At 54.6% G+C, this 25,290-nt stretch carries 23 protein-coding genes; 10 read left to right on the plus strand and 13 right to left on the minus strand.

The features are described 5' to 3' along the window. Window positions 1–2: 2 nt before the first annotated feature. The 3 genes from BWI76_RS06450 to BWI76_RS06460 are packed head-to-tail and all read right to left on the minus strand — an operon-like array spanning window position 3 to window position 2,831. A complete protein-coding gene (locus BWI76_RS06450; protein WP_004133454.1) occupies window positions 3–323 on the minus strand; it encodes an NIPSNAP family protein in 321 nt (106 codons plus the stop codon). Window positions 324–336: 13 nt separating this feature from the next. Next, a complete protein-coding gene (locus BWI76_RS06455; protein WP_049087386.1) occupies window positions 337–2,013 on the minus strand; it encodes an FAD-dependent oxidoreductase in 1,677 nt (558 codons plus the stop codon). Continuing rightward, window positions 2,010–2,831 carry a shikimate dehydrogenase family protein gene (locus BWI76_RS06460; RefSeq protein ID WP_024359047.1) on the minus strand — a complete coding sequence of 274 codons (822 nt, stop codon included), beginning with the start codon at window positions 2,829–2,831 and terminating at the stop codon, window positions 2,010–2,012. Before BWI76_RS06460 ends, BWI76_RS06455 begins: the two co-directional genes overlap by 4 nt. 153 nt (window positions 2,832–2,984) lie before the next feature. On the opposite strand from BWI76_RS06460, the gene BWI76_RS06465 reads away from it, so the two are divergent. Beyond that, the gene (locus BWI76_RS06465; RefSeq protein ID WP_004133453.1) at window positions 2,985–3,743 is read left to right on the plus strand and encodes an IclR family transcriptional regulator C-terminal domain-containing protein; all 759 of its coding nucleotides are present in this window, start codon (window positions 2,985–2,987) and stop codon (window positions 3,741–3,743) included. Between the two features lie 45 nt (window positions 3,744–3,788). Here the strand turns inward: BWI76_RS06465 and BWI76_RS06470 are convergent, their stop codons facing one another. From BWI76_RS06470 to BWI76_RS06505, 8 genes are all read right to left on the minus strand, one after another. Further along, on the minus strand, window positions 3,789–4,121 hold the full coding sequence (locus BWI76_RS06470) for a hypothetical protein (protein WP_004133452.1): 333 nt from the start codon (window positions 4,119–4,121) through the stop codon (window positions 3,789–3,791). A 295-nt stretch (window positions 4,122–4,416) separates the two neighbouring features. Further along, entirely contained in the window at window positions 4,417–5,304 is an 888-nt protein-coding gene (gene cyoE, locus BWI76_RS06475) for a heme o synthase (RefSeq protein ID WP_004133451.1), read from the minus strand. A gap of 11 nt (window positions 5,305–5,315) precedes the next feature. After that, complete coding sequence (locus BWI76_RS06480) at window positions 5,316–5,645, minus strand: cytochrome o ubiquinol oxidase subunit IV (protein WP_004099523.1); 330 nt, start codon at window positions 5,643–5,645, stop codon at window positions 5,316–5,318. Continuing rightward, window positions 5,645–6,256: a cytochrome o ubiquinol oxidase subunit III gene (locus BWI76_RS06485; protein ID WP_004129790.1), complete on the minus strand. Its 612-nt coding sequence runs from the start codon at window positions 6,254–6,256 to the stop codon at window positions 5,645–5,647. The genes BWI76_RS06480 and BWI76_RS06485 overlap by 1 nt, the downstream gene beginning before the upstream one ends. Then, entirely contained in the window at window positions 6,246–8,237 is a 1,992-nt protein-coding gene (gene cyoB, locus BWI76_RS06490) for a cytochrome o ubiquinol oxidase subunit I (RefSeq protein ID WP_004133450.1), read from the minus strand. Before cyoB ends, BWI76_RS06485 begins: the two co-directional genes overlap by 11 nt. A 19-nt stretch (window positions 8,238–8,256) precedes the next feature. After that, window positions 8,257–9,204 carry a cytochrome o ubiquinol oxidase subunit II gene (cyoA, locus tag BWI76_RS06495; RefSeq protein WP_004129799.1) on the minus strand — a complete coding sequence of 316 codons (948 nt, stop codon included), beginning with the start codon at window positions 9,202–9,204 and terminating at the stop codon, window positions 8,257–8,259. A 479-nt stretch (window positions 9,205–9,683) separates the two neighbouring features. Beyond that, a complete protein-coding gene (ampG, locus tag BWI76_RS06500; RefSeq protein ID WP_049088796.1) occupies window positions 9,684–11,159 on the minus strand; it encodes a muropeptide MFS transporter AmpG in 1,476 nt (491 codons plus the stop codon). A gap of 45 nt (window positions 11,160–11,204) precedes the next feature. After that, the gene (locus tag BWI76_RS06505) at window positions 11,205–11,783 is read right to left on the minus strand and encodes a lipoprotein (protein WP_004129805.1); all 579 of its coding nucleotides are present in this window, start codon (window positions 11,781–11,783) and stop codon (window positions 11,205–11,207) included. Between the two features lie 303 nt (window positions 11,784–12,086). On the opposite strand from BWI76_RS06505, the gene bolA reads away from it, so the two are divergent. From bolA to BWI76_RS06555, 9 genes are all read left to right on the plus strand, one after another. Further along, window positions 12,087–12,404, plus strand: a complete 318-nt coding sequence (bolA, locus tag BWI76_RS06510; RefSeq protein ID WP_004133447.1) for a transcriptional regulator BolA — start codon at window positions 12,087–12,089, stop codon at window positions 12,402–12,404. Window positions 12,405–12,751: 347 nt separating this feature from the next. Beyond that, window positions 12,752–14,050 carry a trigger factor gene (gene tig, locus BWI76_RS06520; protein ID WP_004129807.1) on the plus strand — a complete coding sequence of 433 codons (1,299 nt, stop codon included), beginning with the start codon at window positions 12,752–12,754 and terminating at the stop codon, window positions 14,048–14,050. A gap of 316 nt (window positions 14,051–14,366) precedes the next feature. Then, a complete protein-coding gene (gene clpP / locus BWI76_RS06525) occupies window positions 14,367–14,990 on the plus strand; it encodes an ATP-dependent Clp endopeptidase proteolytic subunit ClpP (RefSeq protein WP_003021624.1) in 624 nt (207 codons plus the stop codon). Between the two features lie 132 nt (window positions 14,991–15,122). Next, window positions 15,123–16,397 (plus strand): ATP-dependent protease ATP-binding subunit ClpX, encoded by a 1,275-nt coding sequence (clpX, locus tag BWI76_RS06530; RefSeq protein WP_004099538.1) that lies wholly within the window; start codon window positions 15,123–15,125, stop codon window positions 16,395–16,397. A gap of 183 nt (window positions 16,398–16,580) precedes the next feature. Continuing rightward, window positions 16,581–18,935 (plus strand): endopeptidase La, encoded by a 2,355-nt coding sequence (gene lon, locus BWI76_RS06535; RefSeq protein ID WP_004099539.1) that lies wholly within the window; start codon window positions 16,581–16,583, stop codon window positions 18,933–18,935. 208 nt (window positions 18,936–19,143) lie between these two features. Beyond that, window positions 19,144–19,416 carry a nucleoid-associated protein HU-beta gene (gene hupB, locus BWI76_RS06540; RefSeq protein ID WP_002444653.1) on the plus strand — a complete coding sequence of 91 codons (273 nt, stop codon included), beginning with the start codon at window positions 19,144–19,146 and terminating at the stop codon, window positions 19,414–19,416. Between the two features lie 213 nt (window positions 19,417–19,629). Continuing rightward, window positions 19,630–21,504 (plus strand): peptidylprolyl isomerase, encoded by a 1,875-nt coding sequence (ppiD, locus tag BWI76_RS06545; protein WP_004135977.1) that lies wholly within the window; start codon window positions 19,630–19,632, stop codon window positions 21,502–21,504. A gap of 148 nt (window positions 21,505–21,652) precedes the next feature. Next, a complete protein-coding gene (locus BWI76_RS06550) occupies window positions 21,653–22,018 on the plus strand; it encodes a helix-hairpin-helix domain-containing protein (RefSeq protein ID WP_024359043.1) in 366 nt (121 codons plus the stop codon). Between the two features lie 110 nt (window positions 22,019–22,128). Continuing rightward, complete coding sequence (locus tag BWI76_RS06555; protein WP_004135982.1) at window positions 22,129–22,530, plus strand: YbgC/FadM family acyl-CoA thioesterase; 402 nt, start codon at window positions 22,129–22,131, stop codon at window positions 22,528–22,530. 201 nt (window positions 22,531–22,731) lie between these two features. Here BWI76_RS06555 and queC read toward each other — a convergent pair whose 3' ends face one another. Next, the gene (queC, locus tag BWI76_RS06560; protein ID WP_004135985.1) at window positions 22,732–23,427 is read right to left on the minus strand and encodes a 7-cyano-7-deazaguanine synthase QueC; all 696 of its coding nucleotides are present in this window, start codon (window positions 23,425–23,427) and stop codon (window positions 22,732–22,734) included. 66 nt (window positions 23,428–23,493) lie between these two features. Then, entirely contained in the window at window positions 23,494–25,194 is a 1,701-nt protein-coding gene (locus BWI76_RS06565) for an SgrR family transcriptional regulator (RefSeq protein WP_004135987.1), read from the minus strand. Window positions 25,195–25,290 lie beyond the last annotated feature (96 nt).

Raw genomic sequence — 25,290 nt, forward strand, 5'->3', positions numbered from 1 at the left:
CCTTATTGCAGAGGTGAAAAATCAGTGGGGCGCAGAAGAACCGACTCCAGGCGCTCGACGGCAGCCAGCTCGCGGTTTTTGCGCGAGAACGTCAGCCAGCGTTCGTCCTGCGCCATACGCGCCCGACGCGCCAGGCGATCGTCGAGGCTCTCGTAGGCCCAGATGTGCACCACCTGATTGACCACGCCAATTTCGGTAAAGAAGAAGCCGATGAGCTTACCGAGATGCTCGGTTTGCACGGCGTAAGCATCGCTTTTGTACAGCGCCAGCCAGTCGGCCATTTTCAGCGGATTGATGGTGTAGGTGCGTTTTTCATAGATCATGATTTTCTCCTGTTTACAGTGCGTGTTGTTGCGCCATATGGCTGGCTGAGAGATAGCCGAAGGTCAGCGCCGGGCCGAGCGTAATGCCGGGGCCGGGATAGGTTCCGGCCATCATCGAATTCATATCGTTACCCACGGCGTAGAGGCCTTTAATCGGTTCACCCTGCTGGTTAATCACCTGAGCATCGGCGGTAGTCACCAGACCGCGCGAGGTACCGAGATCGCCGGTATAGAGGGTGACGGCATAAAACGGCGCGCGGGTCAGCGGGGCGTTACAGGCGTTTGGCCGGTGGCCGGGGTCGCCCATCGCGCGGTTATAGCTGTTGCCGCCTTTAGCGAATTCCGCATCCTGGCCCTGAGCGGCGTCGCGGTTATAGCGCGCCACCGTTTCCCCGAGGGTTTGCGGATCGAGTCCGAGGCGCTGCGCCAGCTCTGACAGCGTATCGGCCTTGTGCAGATAGCCCGCTTTTACCAGCGCGTCATTATTTACCGGGGCAGGGCGCGCCAGGCCGAGGCCGTAACGCTTCATGGCAAGGGCGTCGCAAATCAGAAAGCAGGGGGCGTTTTCTGCCCGGCTTTGCATGGCGCTGGCGAAGTGGTGATAAGAGTTGGATTCATTCACGAAGCGCACCGCGCGCTGGTTGACGGCAATCACGCCGGGTTTGGCGCGATCGGTGACCAGGTGAGGGAAGCGCTCCTGCGTGCCATCGGCATGGTGTAAAACGGAGACCGGCGCCCAGAAAAAGTTAGACGGCAGGTCAGCGCCTTCGCGGGCATTGAGCGCGGCGGCAAGGCGCAGCGCGGCGCCGTCGTTGGCAGCGGGGGACATGGTATAGTGCTCGCGGGTCTGGGGGCGATAGCGTTCAGCCAGCTTGCCTGCGGCAAAACCTCCGGCTGCCAGCACCACGCCGCAGCGGGCTTCAAGAGCCTGCTTTTGACCCTCGTGCTCAATTTCTACGCCGGTCACCTCGCCATTGCGTTCGCTCAGTGAAAGCACGTTGACGTTGAGTCTGAGCTGCATGCCTTTGCGGAAAGCGAGCGTCGCCATGCGGGCGATCAGCGCGTTGCCCATCGCCAGGCGAGTGCCCCGATGGTGCCGGAGACGATCGCGACCATAGCGCAGCAGCAGTCTGCCGCAGTGCGCGAACGAGCTAAGGGAGCGGCGCATATCAAGAAAGTGTTGGATATCGATGCGATTGACCATCATCCCGCCAAACAGCAGCATCCCCGGTGGAGGAGAGCGGAGGTCGCGAAAATGCTCACCCAGTTCTCGCCCGTCAAACTCCACCACCTCCAGCGCCCGCCCGACGTCGACGGCACCGGGTTCATCCGGGTAATAATCCGGAGAAAGCGGACGCAGGCTATATTTCACCGCCTCCTCTTTTTCCAGAAACGCCAGCGCCTCGCGTCCCGAAGCGATAAAGGCTTCGATCAGATCCTGACGATAGTTGGGCTCACCGATGATGGTCCGCAGATAGGTTTCGATTTCCTGCGGGCTGCCGCCTGCGGCCATTTTCCGCGCCTGATCGCTATCGTGGATCCACACCGCGCCGCCGGAAATGGCGGAGGTGCCGCCGAACTGCGGGGCTTTTTCCAGCATCAGCACCGACAGCCCCTTACAGCAGGCGGTCACCGCCGCGGCAAAGCCTGCGGCGCCGCTGCCGATAACGATGACGTCCCAGCTTTTCATGCCGCCGCTCCCTGTTCCTGCGCAATGGCGCCAATGAACTGCCCCATTAATTTCATCTGCGCCAGCGCCATTTCCGGCCCGGTCTGAATCGCGCAGCCGCGATCCCGGGCGAAGGCCAGAAGCGGGGTGATAACCGGGGCGGTTACCACGTCCGCGACATGCGCTGATACCGGCAGCGTTTCCAGCAGCGTTTGCGGCAGCGGTAATGGATCGAAACCGGCCATTCCCGCCGGAGAACCGTTCACCAGCACATCCAGACCGTTGAGCGTCGCGGGCAGATCGGTTAGGTGAACGTGCGGAAAATGGGTGGCCAGCCGGTTATGCAGCAGCTGAAGCGTGGCAGGATTCGGGTCATAAAGCGCCAGTTGACGGAGGCCCGCTTCGCAAAGCCCCCACGCGATGGCGCTGCCGACGCCGCCGCAGCCTGAGAGCAGCGCTTTTTTACCTGCGGCGTTAAAGCCGTGCGCCTCTGCGGCAAGCTGGAAGCCGACGCCGTCGAGCATGTCGCCCTGTAAACGGCCATCGGCCAGCTTACGGATGACGTTGACGGCATTGAGATGCTGCGCTCGCGGGGTTAACTCATCGACCAGGGCGGCGGCGCGCTGTTTGTGCGGAACGGTGACCAGCACGCCGCTCATGTTATGCCAGCCGCGTAGCGCCTGCAGATAGTCAGCAACGGCTTGCGGGGCGATATCCACCGGGATCATGACGCTGTCCATCTGCTGGTCGGCAAAGTAGCGGTTGAAATTCTCCGGCGATTTAACCTGGGTAATCGGGTGACCGATGACGGCGACGACCTGAGTGAATCCACTGACCATTTCAAACCTCATTTTGTTAAATGAATGTTGTGAAAGTATTTCAGCGGAAGCTGAGAGCGACAACGCAGAATTCGGCCATACTGGTTGTTAATCGCACCACCACTGCGATAATCGCGCTAAACCGATCTTATTGTTGCGAAAGTGTGAACAAGTATGCAAAACCAGATTCATCCCCGCGATCTGATCGTCGGCCTGCAAAAGGGGCTGGCGCTGATCCAGCTATTTTCAAAAGAGCACCCGCGACTCACCGTGCCGCAGGCGGCGAAAATGAGCGGCCTGACGCAAAGCGCCGCGCGGCGGTTTTTCCTTACTCTGCTGCACGAGCGCTACCTGCAAACCGACGGACGCTACTACTGGCTGACGCCCAAAGCGTTAAGGCTGGGGCAGGCGTATGTTGACTCGGCGCAGTTCCCGCGCATGGTACGGCCGATCGTTGAGTACATCGCCAGCCGGACGGAAGAGCACGCTTCGGTGGGGGTGATAGATGATGATGAGCTGGTGTATATCGCGCGCAGTAAGCACACGCCGTTTAATTCGACCTCAGTGCGTCTGGGTGAGAGGGTGCCGATTTACTGTACCGCCGGCGGGCGGCTCTGGCTGGCGTCATTAGCGGAAGCCGAGTGCGAAACCGTTTTGCAACGGATCAAACGCGAACAGCGCACGCCCTATACGGTAACCGACGTTACGGCCCTGATGGAGAAGATCGCCCAGGTGCGCCGCCAGGGATATGCCGCAATTGAGCAAGAGTTTGAAATTGGCATGCTGGTACTGGCCGTACCGCTGTCAGACCGGGAAGGGATCTACTGGGGAGCGCTGAGCTTAACCAGCCATCAGTCAAGAACCTCGATTGAAGCCCTGTGCCGCGAGCATCTGGATTTGCTCTATAGCGCCCAGGCGATGTTGGTTGGATAGCCGCGGAAGAGGCAGGCAGGTTCTGAACGGAACCTGCCCGATATATCAGGCTTTCGCGCCGTCGATAAAGCTATTCCAGTCCGCTCCAGCGTTGTTCACGAAGGTTGACCAGCTATTGGCGGCAGTGTTCACAAAGCCATTCCAGTTATCCAACCCCGCAGACACAAAGGTGTTCCAGTTCGACTGACCGATAACGAACTTGCCAAATTCTACGGCGCTATCAATCACAAAATTCGCGAAAGAGGCTCCTGAGGTGGCGACAAAAGATCCGAAGCCAAGCCCGGAGTTGACGACAAAGCTGGTAAAGCCAGTAGCCGCATTCAGCAGATTAAAACCACCGGAAATATATTCCATTTCATTAAAAGTTAACTCTTTCATTTTTATTCCTTTATTCAACGGATTGTCATCAGTGAGCACCGTACTCACCGCGAAAGGCTAACACCGCTAAATAGAGGTAAACCAGATGGCAACCTCCCCCGGATGCTGATTTCTTTATCATTTTTATATGAACATCATCATTGAATGATTGATAACGCTGGACTGGAGATGAACCGATAAAGATGATTTTTATCTGAAGAGAACCTGGGGGAGGGGAGAGACAATAGGTTGCGTGATAAAAAAACAGCCCCCGGTCTTGCGAGCGGAGGCTGCTGAGCGTTTGCAGAAGGTGGTCTTATCTGACCATCGTCAGCAGGTTATGTGAATCCGGCACCATAAAGTCGACGGACATCATCACCGACAGCGCGGTAATGGCGACGATGGAAAAGACGAACAGCTTACGCGCCCAAACTTTATCATCCGCCACTTTGTATCCGCGCAGCGCCATCCCCAGCCACCAGACGCTCACTGCCGCAGCGACAACCAGATATTTATATCCGGCGTAGCCGCCCAGAGAGAGCATCAGCGTCGCAACGGTAAAGGCGATGATGTAGACGGTAATATGGTTTTTAGCCACTGAAATACCTTTCACTACCGGCAGTACCGGAATGTTCGCCGCCTGATAATCCTTGAAGCGGAAAATCGCGATAGCGTAAGAGTGAGGCATCTGCCACAGGCTAAAAATAGCCAGCAGAATAGCGGCGCCGCTGTCAAAATCACCGGTCACCGCACAGTAGCCAATCACCGGCGGCGCAGCGCCGGAGAGAGAACCAATCAGCGTGCCGTAGACGGAGTGGCGCTTCATGTACAGGCTGTAAACGCCGACATAAACCACAAACCCCATCACCCCCAGCCAGCAGGCGAGGGGATTAGCGCCAAACCACAGCAGCATGAAGCCAGCAATACCCAGCAGGGTGGCGTATACCAGCGAAGCTTCTGGCGAGATCAGCCCTTTGACCAGCACCCGGTTTTTCGTCCGTTCCATCTTACGATCGATATCACGGTCGATATAGTTGTTGAAAACACAACCCGAGGCGACCACCAGGGATACTCCGAGGAGCGTCCAGATGAAAAGCGGATAGTCTATGTGGCCCTTTGAGGCCAGCAGGAAACCGCCAATCACGGAGATCAGGTTGCCAAAAATAATGCCTGGTTTCGTTACTTGCAGGTATTGCTTAAACATACTCGCCGCTCTTAGTGCATCATCATGTTGTAGTTCAGGTTCCACATAATCCAGATGGAACCGACAACTACGATAGCAATGATGATTACGGTGAAGATAAATGCGGTCAGGTTCCAACCTTCGTCCGATTTACTGTTCATGTGCAGGAAGTACACGAGGTGTACGACAATCTGCACAACTGCAGTGACCAGGATGGTTCCCAGAATAGCCGCATGCGATGCGGAGCCACTCATCACCATTGCAAACGGGATAACCGTCAGAATGATCGACAGGATGAAACCTGTCATGTAGCTCTTCACGCTGCCGTGAGAAGCGCCGCTATGATCGGTAGAATGACTCATTACATCGCCCCCATCAGATAAACAACAGAGAACACGCAGATCCACACGACGTCCAGGAAGTGCCAGAACAGACTCAGGCACATGATACGGGTGCGGTTAGTGTTGGTCAGGCCGCGACGAGAAACCTGTACCATCAGCACCGCCATCCAGATCAGACCAGAGGTCACGTGCAGACCGTGGGTACCGACCAGCGCGAAGAACGCTGACAGGAAGCCGCTGCGATCCGGACCCATACCTTCAACAATCAGGTGATGGAATTCATAGAGTTCCATCGCGATGAACCCTGCCCCGAAGAGGAAGGTCAGCGCAAGCCAGGAAACCACCTGGCTCTTGTTGTTTTTGTACATGGCGATAGCCGCCATGCCGTAGGTGATGGAGCTGAACAGCAGCAGCGCGGTTTCAACCAGAACGAACGGCAGTTCGAAAATATCTTTACCGGTCGGTCCGCCCGCCGTGCCGTTCACCAGAACGGCATAGGTCGCGAACAGAGTGGCGAAGATAATGCAGTCGCTCATCAGGTAGATCCAGAAACCGAATACCTTCATCGGTCCTGTATCATGGTGCCCGTGTTCGTGCGCGTGGGCGTTATGCGCAAGAGTATCAGTTGCCATTTTTCAGCCCTGCTTTGTTAATCTCATCGAAATGCTGATTTTCCAGTTTTTCGACTACTGCAACCGGCACGTAGTAATCCACGTCCTCGTCAAAGCTCTTAATAATCCAGGTCGCCAGGATACCGACGAAGCTTGCAATTGCCAGCCACCAGATGTGCCAGATCATTGCGAAACCAAACACCGTTGCGAAAGCAGCAATAACGATGCCCGCGCCGCTGTTTTTCGGCATATGAATCTCTTCATAGCCAGCCGGTTTCTTGTACGCGTCGCCTTTCTCTTTCATTTCCCAGAACGCGTCGCGCTCGTGAACCACAGGAACGATAGCGAAGTTGTAGAACGGCGGAGGAGAAGAGGTTGCCCACTCCAGCGTACGGCCGCCCCACGGGTCGCCGGTCAGGTCACGGTTCTGCTCGCGATCGCGGATAGACACGTAGAACTGAATCAGCTGGCAGAGGATACCGCAGGCGATCAGCGCCGCGCCGCAGGCTGCAACAACCAGCATCGGGTGGAACTGCGGGTCAATCTGCTGGCTCAGGCGACGGGTCATACCCATGAAGCCCAGCACGTACAGCGGCATAAACGCGACGAAGAAGCCGATGATCCAGAACCAGAAAGCGCGTTTGCCCCAGGTTTCGTTCAGGGTGAAGCCAAAGGCTTTCGGCCACCAGTAGGTCAGACCTGCGAAGCAACCGAACACCACGCCGCCGATGATGACGTTATGGAAGTGCGCGATCAGGAACAGGCTGTTGTGCAGCACGAAGTCTGCGCCCGGTACCGCCAGCAGAACGCCGGTCATACCGCCTACGGAGAAGGTCACGATAAAGCCAATCGTCCACAGCATCGCTGAGTTGAAGACGATGCGGCCCTGGTACATGGTAAACAGCCAGTTGAAGATCTTAACCCCGGTCGGGATAGCGATGATCATGGTCGTAATACCGAAGAAGGCGTTTACGTTCGCGCCCGCACCCATAGTAAAGAAGTGGTGCAGCCAAACGATGAACGACAGAACGGTAATACACACTGTTGCCCATACCAGCGAGGTGTAGCCAAACAGACGCTTACGCGAGAAGGTCGCGGCGATTTCGGAGAAGACGCCGAATACCGGCAGAACCAGAATGTACACTTCCGGGTGACCCCAGGCCCAAATCAGGTTGATGTACATCATCATGTTGCCACCCATATCGTTGGTAAAGAAATGGGTGCCCAGGTAGCGGTCCAGGGTCAGCAGCGCGACGGTGACGGTCAGAATTGGGAAGGAGGCGATAATCAGGATGTTGGCGCACAGAGATGCCCAGCTAAACACCGGCATCTTGAACATGGTCATGCCAGGGGCACGCATCTTGATAATCGTTACGAAGAAGTTAATACCGGTAAGCGTTGTACCAATACCGGATAGCTGGAGAGCCCAGATCCAGTAATCGACCCCGACGCCCGGACTGTACTCGATTCCCGACAGCGGCGGATAGGCCAGCCAACCGGTCTGCGCGAATTCACCGACGCCCAGAGAGAGGTTAACCAGAATCACGCCCACAACGGTGAACCAGAAGCTCAGGTTGTTAAGGAAGGGGAAAGCAACGTCGCGTGCGCCGATCTGCAGCGGAACCACCAGGTTCATCAGACCGATAACAAACGGCATCGCTACGAAGAAGATCATGATAACGCCGTGGGCGGTAAAGATCTGATCGTAGTGGTGAGGCGGCAGGAAACCTGCTTCCCCGGCCGAGGCCAGCACCTGCTGGCTACGCATCATAACGGCGTCAGCAAAGCCACGCAGCAACATAACGATTGCTACGATAACGTACATGATACCGAGACGTTTGTGGTCAACCGAAGTCAGCCACTCGTTCCAAAGGTAGGACCACTTACCGAAGTAAGTGATGGCTGCCAGAAGCGCCAGTCCCCCAATGATAATTGCAGCCACCGTAACCACAATAATGGGTTCATGGTAGGGCACTGCATCCAGTGTAAGTTTTCCGAACATCGTTTTCTTCCTCGGCCCCTTAGTGAGCGGTTTCCGCGTGGCTCATGTCCATGCCTTCCATTCCTTCGTGCGCTGCGTGCTCGCCCTCGGGTTGGGTCATATCCATGCTCTTACCGTGAGACATAAATTTGTTAACAACATCTTTAAACAAATCCGGTTTCACGTTAGAGAAGTATTCCACTTTGTTGTATTCGCTAGGCGCAGCCAGTTTGTCGAATGTTTCCATGGAATCCATGGTATTCGCAGACTGTTTGGCTTTCGCTACCCACTGATCGAAGGTTGCACGATCCGGCGTGGCGATAGCTTTGAACTTCATTCCAGAGAAGCCCGGGCCGCTATAGCTGGCGGAGATACCGTCGTAAGTACCAGCTTCATTCGCGATGAGGTGCAGCTGAGTCTGCATCCCGGCCATTGCGTAAATCTGGCTACCTAAACGTGGGATAAAGAACGAGTTCATCACGGAATTGGAGGTCACTTTGAAGTGTACCGGTACGTTCGCCGGGAAGGCGATTTCGTTGACGGTAGCAATACCTTGTTCCGGATAGATGAAGAACCATTTCCAGTCCATCGAAACGACTTCGATAGTGATAGGTTTTTCATCGTGAGCAAGCGGTTTGCTCGGCTCTAATGCGTGAGTTGTTTTCCAGGTCAGAACGGCCAGGAACAGGATGATCAGGATAGGAACCGTCCAGACCACAGCTTCAACTTTGTTGGAGTGTGACCAGTTCGGGCTATACTTCGCATCTTTATTGCTCGCACGATACTTCCAGGCAAATCCTACTGCCATCAAGACGGCTGGAATAACGACGATCATCATCAGGCCGAAGGCCGTCAGAATCAGAGAGCGTTGCTCCAGTCCAATCTGTCCTTTTGGGTCGAGGAGTGCAGAATCACAACCACTGAGTAATACAGTGCCTGCGATTAATGACATCCATCCCAAACTTTTATTGTATTTCCTAAGTCTCATTGAACGACCTCAATTCCACGGAATCTGGTGGCGCTTAAAGTGTACGGGCATTTTACGGGAAGGTTGCATTACTGTAAACATAGTTGGAGCTGTGTCTGTTCTATGTTAGTGGCTTCTGCTTGCCTTGTCACATATGTTACGGAGTGTGACATTATCCCTTGCAAACCTTGATTTACGCGGGATTGATAACGAAAGGGATAAGAACCAAGGGGTTTATAAGAGAATGAGCATAACCACCTGCAAAACAACACAAATAATTAACAATTAATTATCAAATAAAAGACATCATAAAAGCGGAAAATAAAAACAGTAAAGCTGAATCGTTTAAATTATTTAAAGATTCGCATAAAAATTGTCAATAATTTCCAGAAATCTAAAACGCACAAAACAACAAACTCAGCGCCATGAATATAAAATCGTTAATAAGACGTTATAATTACGCTTGGTAATTACAACGTCCACTAACGTTTCTGTAACGATTAAATCAGCTCGGTTTTGCGTAATGCCAGGTAGTCAAGGAAAGCGCCGAGTAAAATACCCGCAACGGCGGTGAGTACGGCGATCTCCAGCAGGCCCGCGAGGAAGGAGAAATTGGTGTAATCCAGCGCGTTGAACACCAGCAGCACCAGCCATACCGCCAGCATCAGGCAGCCAACCGCCAGAATCATTAAAGCCAGCCCGTAGATCTGAGGAAAGAACGTACGCGGCATAAAACTCTCTGACCGCTGGGTGTGTTCCAGGGTACGCCGACAAATTAACAGCAGCAAAATACCCGGCACAGCGGCAACGACGGAAAAAAGATAGAAGGCAGGCCAGCCGTGAGCCTCGACGAACCAGCCGGCGATAGGGCCGACGTAAACGCGCCCGACGGCGGAAAGCGCCGAGAGCAGGGCAAACTGGGTGGCTGAAAAGGATTTGTTGCACAGCGTCATCAGCAGCGCGACGAACGCCGCGGTGCCCATCCCGCCGCACAGGTTTTCGAAAAATACCGCCGTCGCCATGGAGAAAAGGTGTTTATCGGTAATAGATAGCAGCCAATATCCGGCGTTGGATACTCCTTGCAGCACGCCGAAAATCAGTAGCGCGCGGAATAAGGTCAGGCGCTGCATAAGCACGCCGCCGTACAGGGCGCCGACAATCGTGGCGAACAGGCCGAGCGTTTTATTGACCATCCCCACTTCGCCAGCATCGAAACCGACGCCGCGAATCAGGAATGTGGTGGTCAGGCTCATGGCAAACGCATCGCCAAGCTTATAAAGGACGATAAGCAGCAGGATTAGCCAGGCGTTATTGCGACCGAAGAAGTCGCGAAGCGGTGCGGCAACCGCCTGTTCCAGCGTTTTCGGCACAGGAATGACGTCGCTGGGATCCGGGGCCAGCAGCGTGGCGATAATGCAGGGGATCAGCAGCGCGGCCATCAGCCAGTACATTCCCTGCCATCCTAGCCAGCGGTCGGCCAGCCATAGCGCCAGTCCGCCGGAGACCAGCATCCCCAGACGATAGCCCAGCACGCTGATTGCCGCGCCGGTGCCTCGCTCTTCCGCGGCCAGCACGTCAGTTTTCCACGCGTCAAACACGATATCCTGAGACGCGGAGCAAAAGGCGATGACGACCGCCAGCGCCGCCATCCAGCGCAGCTGCGTGGAGGGTTCAAGGAATCCCATCGCCGCAATGGCAATCAGTAACAGAAATTGGGTAGCCAGCAGCCAGCCGCGACGACGGCCAAGAAACGGCGGCGTGTAGCGGTCCATCAGCGGCGACCAGAGGAACTTAAAGACGTAGGCCTGGCCGACGAGAGAGAAAAAACCGATGGTTTTCAGATCGATATTTTCAACGGTCATCCACGCCTGCAGCGTGCCTGAGGTCAGGGCGAGCGGTAATCCAGACGCAAAACCAAGAATCAGCAGGATCGCTGATTTTGGCTGCGTAAAAATGCGTAAGTAATGATTGGACATGTCTTGTCGTGCAGACCCGACGCGGGGCCGGGTCTGCCGCTTAAATTAACGAGCGTTTTGCTTGATGAAATCGTGAATGCTGGTGTCCTGCGCCATATCGCTAATGGTATCGGTCATCACGCTATTAACCGCATCGGCGATATTCTTGTTCGAGGCCTGAAATGCGCCTTCAACAGAGTAGCTGGCACGATAGTTTTTGGTCATCTTGTTGCCGTTGGCGGCGGTGGCGATAATGGCGATATCGGCTTTGGTGGCGATGTTGTAACGCACGTTACCCTGAGAAACGTCGGCGTACAGTTTATTGACGATGATTTGCAGGTCAACGGCGCCGTTCGGACCAATCATATAGCCACGCGAGGTCATCTGTTTTTCAAGGACTTCCTGCAGTAAGAAACGCAGGTCGCGGGAAGCGGTCAGCGTAACCTGTTGGTTATCGCGAGTGACTTTCGCCAGCGCCTGATCCGGGCGCTGATCGGCGCCGTTAATGCTGACGGTCACGCCCATCAGGCTGGGATCCTGCTGCGGCAGGGTGATTTTCGGTGATACATCAATAGTGGTCGGCGGAGTGGCGCATCCGGCCAGCATAAACAGCGCGACCAAAGGCAAAAGAATTTTCTTAAACATGTTCAGGGTCTCAACGCATGGGAGTAGTAATGAGGACAATTCCCGCCATCATAACATCGCCAACGGCAAGGGGAAGTGGCAACGCATGTAAATTCATCGTCTTGTGCGTTTTCTGTCCTTGCGGCATCGCATATCGCAACTCAGGCGGGGCTTTCAGGATACCGAACCAGTAAAGCCGATACTTTTGCGTGAAAATATCAGAGGAATGCCAATTTTTTGTTGTTTTCGCCCAATGGAAGCGGTAAAAGCGGCTAACATTTAAAGGGAATGGCGGCAATACAGCGTTGTCGGAGGAGAAAATTCATGATGATACGTGAACAGATCGAAGCAAAACTTAGGGCAGCGTTCGACCCGGTGTATCTTGAAGTCGTGGATGAAAGCTATCGCCACAACGTTCCTGCGGGCTCTGAAAGTCATTTTAAAGTGGTGTTGGTGAGCGATCGCTTCCTTGGCGAGCGTTTTCTTAATCGTCACCGTATGATTTACGGAACGTTGACTGAGGAACTATCAAGCACCGTGCACGCTCTGGCGTTGCATACCTACACAATCAAAGAGTGGGAAGGGCTACAGGATACCGTCTTTGCTTCTCCTCCTTGTCGCGGGGCTGGAAGTATCGCGTAGAAATCGCATTTGCAACCGCTGGAGCTTTTCCAGTATGTTGCGTGAAGATTTATGAGAAAACGGCCTGCGGGCCGTTTTGTTTTGCCTGGAAAATGTGCAGTTTGCGCCTTTTTACAGGCAAATTTGCTCGGGAAATGTGAAAAAAGCCGCAGCAGTGGGCGACAACCGTTCTCGACTCACAAAAGTGATGCCGCTATAATGCCGCGTCTTTTATTATGAATGTCTTCGGGATGATTCTGACGACAGGGAATGTGTTTCTGATTTGAAGAGGGCATCCCGGTTCTGCGAAGCAACCTGTTCGCGCTTCCAGAGTTGACCGAGCACTGTGATTTTTTTGAGGTAACAAGATGCAAGTTTCAGTTGAAACCACTCAGGGCCTTGGGCGCCGTGTAACGATTACTATCGCCGCTGACAGCATCGAGAATGCTGTCAAAAGCGAGCTGGTCAACGTAGCGAAAAAAGTTCGCATTGACGGCTTCCGTAAAGGCAAAGTGCCGATGAATGTTGTTGCTCAGCGTTATGGCGCATCTGTTCGCCAGGACGTGCTGGGTGACCTGATGAGCCGTAACTTCGTTGACGCGATCATCAAAGAAAAAATTAATCCGGCCGGCGCGCCGAACTATGTTCCGGGCGAATACAAGCTGGGTGAAGATTTCACCTACGCGGTCGAGTTCGAAGTTTATCCGGAAGTTGAACTGCAGGGTCTGGAAGCGATCGAAGTTGAAAAACCGGTTGTTGAAGTGACCGACGCTGACGTTGACACCATGCTGGATACTCTGCGCAAGCAGCAGGCTAACTGGAAAGACAAAGACGGCGCTGTTGATGCCGAAGATCGCGTTACCGTTGATTTCACCGGTTCCGTTGACGGCGAAGAGTTCGAAGGCGGCAAAGCTTCTGACTTCGTACTGGCGATGGGCCAGGGTCGTATGATCCCGGGCTTTGAAGACGGTATCAAAGGTCACAAAGCTGGCGAAGAGTTCACCATCGACGTAACCTTCCCGGAAGAGTACCACGCTGAAAACCTGAAAGGTAAAGCGGCTAAGTTCGTTATCAACCTGAAGAAAGTTGAAGAACGTGAACTGCCGGAGCTGACTGAAGAATTCATCAAGCGTTTCGGCGTTGAAGATGGTTCCGTCGCCGGTCTGCGCGCTGAAGTGCGTAAAAACATGGAGCGCGAGCTGAAAGGCGCCGTGCGTAACCGCGTGAAATCTCAGGCTATCGAAGGTCTGGTTAAAGCGAACGATATCGACGTTCCAGCCGCGCTGATTGACAGCGAAATCGACGTTCTGCGCCGCCAGGCTGCTCAGCGTTTCGGCGGTAACGAACAACAGGCTCTGGAACTGCCGCGTGAGCTGTTCGAAGAGCAGGCTAAACGCCGCGTTGTTGTTGGCCTGCTGCTGGGCGAAGTGATTCGCACCAACGAGCTGAAAGCTGACGAAGATCGCGTGAAAGGCCTGATCGAAGAGATGGCTTCTGCTTACGAAGATCCGAAAGAAGTGGTTGAGTTCTACAGCAAAAACAAAGAGCTGATGGACAACATGCGCAACGTCGCGCTGGAAGAGCAGGCTGTTGAAGCCGTGCTGGCGAAAGCGAAAGTGTCTGAAAAAGCCACTTCCTTCAGCGAACTGATGAACCAGCAGGCGTAATTTCGCCCCAAGGTTTAAGGTTTGAGTAAAAACCCGTTGCCGAAAGGCCGCGGGTTTTTTTTATTGCAATGATAGCCTTAGGATACGTGCGAAAAGGCGATTTCAGTGATAGCGTTACGACAAAAGATTGTTATGCTTGAATTAAGGCAACGTCATCCCCATAACCGGGAGACGTAACTGCAGTGGCATAACCATGCGCCGTAATGAAGCGTGCATCTATGCACTTCTGCCCAACGGCAGAAATTCTGGCTGATAATCCGTCCGTAAGGTTACAATCAGTGCAGCGGTTTTTTTCAAATTAATCCAGGAGACGGAAATGTCATACAGTGGCGAACGAGACAACTTTGCACCCCATATGGCCCTGGTGCCGATGGTCATTGAACAGACCTCACGCGGCGAACGTTCATTTGATATTTACTCCCGTCTGCTCAAGGAGCGCGTCATTTTTCTGACCGGCCAGGTAGAAGATCACATGGCTAACCTGATCGTGGCGCAGATGCTGTTTCTGGAAGCGGAAAACCCGGAAAAAGATATCTATCTGTACATTAACTCTCCGGGCGGCGTGATTACCGCCGGGATGTCGATTTACGACACGATGCAGTTCATCAAACCGGACGTCAGCACCATTTGTATGGGGCAGGCGGCTTCGATGGGCGCCTTCCTGCTGACCGCAGGGGCTAAAGGTAAGCGTTTCTGCCTGCCGAACTCCCGCGTGATGATTCACCAGCCGCTGGGCGGCTATCAGGGCCAGGCGACGGATATCGAAATCCACGCCCGCGAAATCCTGAAAGTGAAAGGCCGCATGAATGAACTGATGGCACATCATACGGGTCAATCCCTTGAGCAGATCGAGCGTGATACCGAGCGCGATCGTTTCCTGTCTGCCTCAGAAGCAGTGGAATACGGCCTCGTCGACTCCATTTTGACTCATCGTAATTGATGCCCCGGGCGCAAGGGGGCCGCTATACTTGTTTGTAAGAGGGCGGCACAACGCTTACCAGCGGTTTGCGCCTGAGAATGGCATTTGCGTCGTCGTGTGCGGCACAAAGAACTTAATAAGAGGTTTGGACTCATGACAGATAAACGCAAAGATGGTTCGGGCAAACTGTTGTACTGCTCTTTTTGCGGCAAAAGCCAGCATGAAGTGCGTAAGCTAATCGCCGGGCCGTCCGTGTATATCTGCGACGAATGCGTTGATTTATGTAACGACATCATTCGCGAAGAAATTAAAGAAGTCGCGCCGCATCGCGAGCGCAGTGCATTGCCGACTCCCCACGAAATTCGCCACCATCTGGACGATTACGTTATCGGCCAGGAGCCGGCGAAAAAAGTGCTGGCGGTGGCGGTATACAATCACTACAAACGTCTGCGCAATGGCGACACCAGCAACGGCGTTGAACTGGGTAAAAGCAACATTCTGCTGATCGGGCCGACCGGCTCCGGTAAAACGCTGCTGGCGGAAACCCTGGCGCGTCTGCTGGATGTGCCTTTCACCATGGCGGATGCCACCACCCTGACCGAAGCCGGTTACGTGGGTGAGGACGTGGAGAACATCATCCAGAAACTGCTGCAGAAGTGCGACTACGACGTACAGAAAGCCCAGCGCGGTATCGTCTACATTGATGAGATTGACAAAATTTCCCGTAAATCGGATAACCCGTCGATCACCCGCGATGTTTCCGGCGAAGGCGTGCAGCAGGCGCTGCTGAAGCTTATTGAAGGTACCGTGGCCGCGGTTCCGCCGCAGGGCGGGCGTAAGCATCCGCAGCAGGAGTTCCTGCAGGTTGATACCTCTAAAATCCTGTTTATCTGCGGCGGCGCGTTTGCCGGTCTGGATAAGGTCATTTCCCACCGTGTAGAAACCGGCTCCGGCATTGGTTTCGGCGCGACGGTGAAGGCGAAGTCCGATAAAGCCAGCGAAGGTGAACTGCTGTCTCAGGTTGAACCGGAAGATCTGATCAAGTTTGGTCTGATTCCTGAGTTCATTGGCCGTCTGCCGGTCGTGGCGACCCTGAGCGAGCTGAGCGAAGAAGCACTGATTCAGATCCTCAAAGAGCCGAAAAACGCCCTGACTAAGCAGTATCAGGCGTTGTTCAGCCTTGAAGGCGCCGAGCTGGAGTTCCGCGACGAAGCGCTGGACGCTATCGCGAAGAAAGCGATGGCGCGTAAAACCGGCGCTCGTGGCCTGCGTTCTATCGTTGAAGCCGCGCTGCTCGATACCATGTACGATCTTCCGTCAATGGAAGACGTGGAAAAAGTGGTTATCGACGCTTCGGTTATCGATGGTCAGAGCAAGCCGCTGCTGATTTACGGCAAACCGGAAGCGCAGCAGGCGTCTGGTGAATAATTAACCAGTTTGCTCAAGCAGTTAACAAAAAGGGGGGATTTTATCTCCCCTTTTATTTTTCCTGCATTCCCGCCGTTGAATGTATGGAATACATCCCCATATACTGGTTTACATATTAACGGCGACGCGTCGTTGAGTTGCGTCGTCGGCTACCTGGCGGACTTTAAACTAAGAGAGAGCTCTATGAATCCTGAGCGTTCTGAACGCATTGAAATCCCCGTATTGCCGTTGCGCGATGTGGTGGTTTATCCGCACATGGTCATACCCCTGTTTGTAGGGCGGGAAAAATCTATCCGTTGTCTCGAAGCAGCCATGGACCATGATAAAAAAATCATGCTGGTTGCGCAGAAAGAAGCCTCGACGGATGAGCCGGGTGTAAACGATCTTTTCACCGTCGGGACCGTGGCGTCTATTTTGCAAATGCTGAAGCTACCGGACGGTACTGTTAAAGTGCTGGTCGAAGGTTTGCAGCGCGCGCGCATCTCTGCGCTGTCTGATAACGGCGAGCATTTTTCGGCGAAAGCGGAATATCTTGAATCGCCGGCAATTGATGAACGCGAGCAGGAAGTGCTAGTTCGTACCGCCATCAGCCAGTTTGAAGGCTACATCAAGCTGAACAAGAAAATCCCACCGGAAGTGCTGACGTCGCTCAATAGCATCGACGATCCGGCGCGTCTGGCGGATACCATCGCTGCGCATATGCCGCTGAAGCTGGCGGACAAACAGTCCGTGCTGGAGATGTCCGACGTGAACGAGCGTCTGGAATATCTGATGGCGATGATGGAGTCGGAAATCGATCTGCTGCAGGTGGAGAAGCGTATTCGCAACCGCGTGAAAAAGCAGATGGAGAAATCTCAGCGCGAGTACTATCTGAATGAGCAAATGAAAGCCATTCAAAAAGAGCTCGGCGAGATGGACGACGCCCCGGACGAGAACGAAGCGCTGAAGCGTAAGATCGACGCGGCGAAAATGCCGAAAGAGGCAAAAGAGAAAACCGAAGCGGAACTGCAAAAACTGAAAATGATGTCCCCGATGTCGGCGGAAGCGACCGTCGTTCGCGGCTACATCGACTGGATGGTGCAGGTACCGTGGAACGCTCGCAGCAAGGTTAAAAAAGACCTGCGTCAGGCTCAGGAGATCCTCGATACCGATCACTACGGCCTTGAGCGCGTGAAGGATCGCATTCTTGAGTACCTCGCGGTGCAGAGCCGTGTTAACAAGCTCAAAGGGCCGATCCTGTGCCTGGTTGGGCCTCCGGGGGTAGGTAAAACCTCTCTCGGCCAATCCATCGCCAAAGCAACTGGACGCAAATATGTGCGTATGGCGCTGGGCGGCGTGCGTGATGAAGCGGAAATCCGCGGTCACCGCCGTACCTATATTGGCTCAATGCCGGGCAAACTGATCCAGAAAATGGCTAAAGTGGGCGTTAAAAACCCGCTGTTCTTGCTGGATGAGATCGACAAGATGTCTTCTGACATGCGCGGCGATCCGGCCTCGGCGCTGCTGGAGGTGTTGGATCCGGAACAGAACGTGGCCTTTAACGACCACTATCTGGAAGTGGATTACGATCTCAGCGACGTGATGTTCGTTGCGACCTCTAACTCCATGAACATCCCGGCGCCGCTGCTGGATCGTATGGAAGTGATCCGCCTCTCCGGCTATACCGAAGATGAGAAGCTAAACATCGCCAAACGCCATCTGCTGTCAAAACAGATTGAGCGTAACGCGCTCAAGAAAGGCGAGCTGACGGTGGATGACAGCGCGATTATCGGCATCATTCGCTACTACACCCGTGAAGCGGGCGTGCGTGGTCTGGAGCGTGAAATCTCGAAACTGTGTCGCAAAGCGGTGAAACAGCTTCTGCTGGATAAGTCGCTGAAACACATCGAGATTAACGGTGACAACCTGCACGATTTCCTTGGCGTGCAGCGCTACGACTATGGTCGTGCGGATAGCGAAAACCGCGTAGGTCAGGTGACCGGACTGGCGTGGACGGAAGTGGGCGGCGATCTGCTGACCATTGAAACCGCCTGCGTTCCGGGTAAAGGCAAACTGACCTACACCGGTTCACTGGGTGAAGTCATGCAGGAATCCATCCAGGCGGCGCTGACGGTGGTTCGTTCACGTGCGGATAAGCTGGGTATTAACTCAGACTTTTACGAAAAACGTGATATTCACGTTCACGTGCCGGAAGGCGCTACGCCGAAGGATGGTCCAAGCGCCGGTATCGCGATGTGCACCGCGCTGGTTTCCTGCCTGACGGGTAATCCGGTACGCGCCGACGTGGCGATGACCGGTGAGATTACCCTCCGTGGCCAGGTATTGCCGATTGGTGGTCTGAAGGAAAAACTGTTGGCCGCGCATCGCGGCGGCATTAAGACTGTTCTGATTCCTGATGAAAATAAACGCGACCTTGAAGAAATTCCGGATAACGTTATCGCCGATTTAGATATCCATCCGGTGAAACGAATCGAGGAAGTTCTGGCACTTGCGCTGCAGAACGAACCGTTTGGAATGGAAGTCGTCACGGCAAAATAGTGATTTCGCGCAAATAGCGCTAAGAAAAATAGGGCTGGTAAGTAAATTCGTACTTGCCAGCCTTTTTTTGTGTAGCTAACTTAGATCGCTGGCAGGGGGGTCAATTACAACTCTGTTGTAAGGGCATGACAGTCCTGATATAACTGCTGCGCGGTCGCGCCACGAAGGATTCTGGTGCGATATAAATTATAAAGAGAGGAAGAGAACAGTGAATAAATCTCAACTGATTGACAAAATTGCTGCCGGTGCGGACATTTCTAAAGCCGCAGCTGGACGTGCGTTAGATGCTTTAATCGCTTCTGTTACTGAATCTCTGCAGGCTGGAGATGACGTTGCGCTGGTAGGGTTTGGTACTTTTGCTGTTAAAGAGCGCGCTGCCCGTACTGGTCGCAATCCGCAAACAGGCAAAGAAATCACCATTGCTGCTGCTAAAGTTCCGGGTTTCCGCGCAGGTAAAGCGCTGAAAGACGCGGTAAACTGATCGACTTCCCCACTGGGGTCTGTGACGAAGTACAAGGGCGCATCGCAAGATGTGCCTTTTTTATTTGCCAGAATGCGACTTAATGTGAGTTTATACGCACTTGTGGGCTGACAATCACCCCGTTTTCTTGTCAAAATACGTCCTCACGCGCGGCGGCCATCACATGCTATGCTGCGCGAGCTAAAGTCATCTACAGCGGAGCGTTGTTACACCATGATGGACAACCTACGCACGGCCGCCAACAGCGTCGTGCTCAAGATTATTTTCGGTATCATTATCGTCTCGTTCATTTTGACCGGGGTGAGTGGTTACCTGATTGGCGGTGGCAACAACTATGCCGCAAAAGTTAATGACCAGGAGATTGGTCGCACACAGTTTGAGAATGCCGTTGCCAGCGAGCGTAATCGCATGCAGCAGCAGCTTGGCGACCAGTTCTCAGAGCTGGCGGCTAATGAAAATTACATTAAGACCATGCGTCAGCAGGTGCTGAACCGTCTGATTGACGAAGCGCTGCTCGATCAGTACGCCCGTGAGCTCGGTCTCAATATCAGCGATGACCAGGTCAAGCAGGCGATCTTCCAGACCCAGGCTTTCCAGGCGGATGGCAAATTTGATAACGAGCGCTTCAGCCGTATCGTTAATCAGATGGGGATGACGACGGATCAGTACGCGCAGGCGCTTCGTAATCAGCTGACGACTCAGCAGTTGATCAACGCCGTAGCCGGTACCGACTTTATGCTGCCGGGCGAATCCGACCAGCTGGCGGCGCTGGTTTCTCAACAGCGCGTCGTCCGTGAAGCGACTATCGACGTGAACGCGCTGGCGGCGAAGCAAACCGCTACCGACGATGAAATCAACGCCTTCTACCAGCAGAATCAGGCGCGTTTTATGGCCCCGGAGCAGTTCCGCGTAAGCTATATCAAGATGGACGCTGCGAGCATGCAGGAAAACGCCTCTGACGAAGAAATTCAGTCATGGTACGACCAGCATCAGGATCAGTTCACTCAGCCGCAGCGTAACCGCTACAGCATCATCCAGACCAAAACCGAAGCGGATGCTCAGGCGGTGCTTGATGAGCTGAAAAAAGGCGCTGATTTCGCCGCGCTGGCCAAAGAAAAATCAACCGATATCATCTCTGCCCGCAACGGTGGTGATATGGGCTGGCTGGAAGATGCGGCTACCGTGCCGGAGCTGAAAGAGGCCGGTCTGAAAGAAAAAGGCCAGCTATCAGGCGTAATTAAATCTTCCGTCGGTTTCCTGGTTGCGCGTCTGGATGACGTTCAGGCCGCGCAGGTTAAACCGCTGGCTGAGGTTCGCGATGATATCGCGGCGAAAGTGAAGCAGGAAAAAGCGCTGGATGCGTACTACGCGCTGCAGCAGAAAGTGAGCGACGCGGCGAGCAACGATAATGAGTCGCTGGCGGGCGCCGCCCAGGTTGCCGGTCTGAAAGTGGTTGAAACCGGCTGGTTTGGCCGCGACAGCCTGCCGCAAGAGCTGAACTTCAAGCCGGTCTCTGAAGCCATCTTCAACGGCGGTCTGGTTGGCGACAACGGCACGCCGGGCAGCAACTCCGATATCATCACCGTTGACGGCGATCGCGCGTTTGTTCTGCGCATCAGCGAGCATAAAGCGGAGGCGGTTAAGCCACTGGCGGATGTGAAAGCGCAGGTGAGCGATATCGTTAAGCGCAACAAAGCGGAACAGCAGGCGAAGCTGGACGCCGATAAGCTGCTGACGGCCCTGAAAGAGGGTAAAGGCGATGAAGCGATGAAAGCCGCGGGCCTGAGCTTTGGCGCGCCGCAGACGCTGTCACGCACCGGTCAGGAAGCGCTGAGCCAGTCAGTCTTTGCGCTACCGCTGCCGCAGTCGGGTAAGCCAAGCTACGGCGTGGGCTCCGATCTGCAGGGCAACGTGGTGCTGCTGGCGCTGGAGGAAGTGAAAGCGGGTACGATGCCGGAAGAGCAGAAAAAAGCGATGATTCAGGGGATCACCCAGAATAACGCCCAGATCGCTTTCGAAGCGCTGATGAGCAACCTGCGTAAAGCGGCCAAAATTAAGGTCGGCGACATCATCGACCAGCAACAATAATTTCGCGCTGCTTCGCAAAAGCAAGTAACGTAATGTAATCCTCAAAGGCCGCTTTCGCGGCCTTTTCCATTTCTGCATTTTGCCTTTTGTACTCTTTTTCCCTCGTCGTTATCGTGCTCTTGCTGTCAACAAACAAGGAGATAACAGCATGAAACGAGGAATGAAATCGCTTATTGCCGCGGTACTGGTTTGCGCGGCGGGGAGTCAGATAGCGCAGGCGGCGCCCTCTGCGGGTAAAGCGTCGGCGACGGTAAAGGAGAGCGTGCAGTCGCCGCAGGCAAAAGCGCCGGATGGGTTAAACGCGGCCGATAGTGAAGGCACCAGGGTGAGTATTAATCACGCCAGCGCGGAGGAGTTGGCTAAGGCGTTGAATGGCGTCGGTCTGAAGAAAGCGCAGGCTATCGTGAGCTATCGCGAAGAGTACGGGCCGTTTAAAACCGTTGACGACCTTAAGCAGGTCCCCGGTATGGGCAACTCGCTGGTAGAGAGAAACCTGTCACATCTGAAGCTGTAAATTTTCAGCGGAAGTTTGCACAGTCGTTATTATTTGCCAGAATGAAGAGGTCACACAAGTGGTGTGACCTCTGACCTCAAAACAACAATTAAAGATAAGGCATTCGCGCTATGCAGACTCAAATCAAAGTTCGCGGCTATCATCTGGATGTATATCAGCACGTCAACAATGCGCGTTATCTGGAGTTTCTCGAAGAGGCGCGCTGGGATGGTCTGGAAAGCAGCCCGGCTTTCCAGTGGATGACCGCGCGCAACATCGCCTTTGTGGTGGTGAATATCAATATCAACTATCGCCGACCGGCGGTTCTGGGCGATGTGTTAACCGTCACCAGCAAGCTCGAAAAGCTCAATGGAAAAAGCGGGACGTTAAGCCAGGTGGTCACCCTCAATCCTAACGGCGAAGTGGTCGCCGATGCGCTTATCACGTTTGTCTGTATCGATCTAAAAACGCAGAAAGCGCTGCCGCTGGAGGGCGAACTGCGGGAGAAGCTGGAGCAGCTTGAGCCTCGTTAACCGGCGGATGTCCCGGAGGCGGTGCTGCGCACCTGTCCGGGCTACACGTCCCCAGTAGCCTGCGCTCCGGTAGCCCGGGCAGGCGCATCGCGCCCCCCTGGGGCGAGGGCGCAGAAAGTTGCACAATTTCCCCGAAGGCGCTGCTGCGTATCTGACCGGGCTAAGCGCCTTCTGCCGCCCGCGATGCCGGGAAATAACCGCTTACTGGAGCCCGGTTTTCTGCTTCATCACCGTCATCACGCCAACCTTATCGCCAAGATAGTGGTGCAGGCCGTTGGCGCGTAGATTACAGGCGGCGCACTGCCCGCAGCCGTCGCCTTTAATGCCGTTATAGCAGGTCAGGGTTTCATGGCGCACCAGCGCTAACTGGCCCCAGTAATCGGCTAAGGCCCAGGTCTCGGCTTTGTTAAGCCACATCAGCGGCGTCTCGAAGCGAATATCTTTCGCCATTCCGAGGCTGACGGCATGGTGCAGCGCTTGCACGAACTCGTCGCGGCAGTCCGGGTAGCCCGAAAAATCGGTCTCGCAAACGCCGGTGATAATCGCTTCCGCCTTAACCTGATACGCGTAAATCGCCGTCAGGGTTAAAAACAGAATGTTGCGGCCGGGGACAAAAGTATTGGGGATACCGCTGGCGTCCGGCTCGTAATCCGGAACCGGAATGCTATCGCGGGTCAGGCTGCTGACCGCCAGTTCGTTAAGCAGCGTGACATCAAGGATCTTATGGGCGACGGCCCCCAGCTTCAGCGCCAGTTCGCGAGCAACGTCAATCTCCGCGCGGTGGCGTTGGCCATAATCAAAAGTGACGCAATGCACTTCATCATACTGTTGCAGAGCCTGCACCAGGCAGGTCGTCGAATCTTGTCCTCCGCTGAAGACAACTACGGCGCGTTTCATGATAATTCCTGACAATCGAAGTGAAGCGCATATGGTAGCGCCTGATGGGCGCGACCACCAGCTCTGTCACGGCGCTGAGGCCGGTAGCCAGGCGCTGGCGAAGTCAAACCAGCCTCGAGCGTTGAGGCGTAGCCCGTTAACCCCCGGCGGCGCGCTGATGCGATAATTATAATTGAACAGCGGCGTCATGATGGCATCATCCATCAGTCTGTTAAAGACGTTGCGCAAAGCTTCGCTGCGGCTGCGTTCGTCCGGTAGGGCCTGAACGGCATCCAGCGTCGCCTGAAGATGCGCATATTGCGCCCCGGTCAACAAATTAGGCCACAGTGCGTCGCAGCGTAGCCACTGCTCCAGAGCATAGACCGGCGCTTCGCCGATCAGGCGGTCACCCATCATCAGGTCTGCCTTCGCAAAGTGCCCGCAGCCATCCCAGTTTTTTGCATCATGAAAAATAATCGTCAGCTCGCAGCCCAGCTCTGCCAGTCGTTGCCGAAGCTGCTCCGCCATGGCGTGTAGCTCTACGGGAAGGTGATAGAGCAGGGTAAGCCGTTCAGGCAGAGGGGTATCATAATTTTCAGGCCCCTGCGGAATAGACCAGCCCGGCAATATTTCATTGCTTGGCGCGATCGGATCCTCATCCAGCGGCAGGGTTTCTAACAGGGTGGAGCGATGAATCAGCGAGACCAGCCTTTGCGCCTGCGCTTTGTTAAGACGAGGGCTCTGGCGCAGCGTCAGATAGCAAAAACCGAGGCTAATACTGTTGCTGACCTGACGTAGCCTGGTCAGCTCGTCAGGATCGCCAATGGTTATCTGTACCGGATGACGACAGCTGGTGCCCAGATCCTGCTCGAACAGCTGCGGCGTTATCCAGTATTCCACGGCCTGCAGCAGCGGGTGAGTGAGATGATAGCGCTGATGGTTTTCCAGCCGCACCAGTTCCGGGGTAAATAACTTTAGCCGAAAGGGTCCGCTACCGATCGCCGGATCGTCCGGATGCGCCAGCACGCTGCAGTAGCTGGCAAGGCGGAACGGTAGCCAGTAATCCGCGCGGTGCAGGGTGATGGTCAGACATTGCGAGTGGGTGACGTTAATCTCGCTAATACTGGCGAACAGCGTACGCAGCGCGGGTAGCTGCAGCAGCATCAAAAGCCGCTGCTGCAGCTGTGAGGTCTTAATTGGATCGCCGTTATGCCAGAACAGGGTTGAACGAATATAAAAATGCCAGCGCAGACCGTCCGGCGATACTTCCCAGTGATGGGCTAAATCGCCTATCGGACAGGTACTGTGCGCATCGAATCGGGTCAGGCCGGAAAATATCTCCCCGGCCAGGTGCTGCTCCGCGCGTCCCGGCATAAAACCCGGGCGCAGCGGCTCCAGCGGACGGTAGTAAGGAATACGCAGGGTAGGCGTATCGTTCTGCCATTGGCCGCCGAGAAAGGGGGAAAGCAGCGCTTTAAGCTCTACAGGCGCCAGCTGCGCCAGTTCGAGGGCGTTCTGCTGCTGTCCTTTACTTAGCGCCTGCTCCATCATTTCATTGCGCAGCGTTTCCGGTGCTTTGTAAAACTGGAGTAGCCCGCGCTTTCCGCGACCGGAGCTGGCCTGCCAGCGTAGCCAGCCGGATTCTTGCGCCTGGCGCAGCAGGGTACGGATATGGCGTTCGCTGCAAAAGCAGCGCTCCGCCAGCTCGCCGACGGTAACCTGCTGCGGCTCGCCCGAGGAGGGTTCCCAGAGCCGCTGGTACTGATGGAGACGGTTTAATAGCCTCATATCTGTTTAATCCTGCGCTATATCCGTAAACCCGGAACAATAAAATTCATCTATTCACTATTACTTCCGTATATCTCAGGCAATACTGCAACACAA

This window comes from Klebsiella sp. M5al (genome assembly GCF_002090195.1).
Classification (GTDB): Bacteria; Pseudomonadota; Gammaproteobacteria; order Enterobacterales; family Enterobacteriaceae; genus Klebsiella; species Klebsiella grimontii.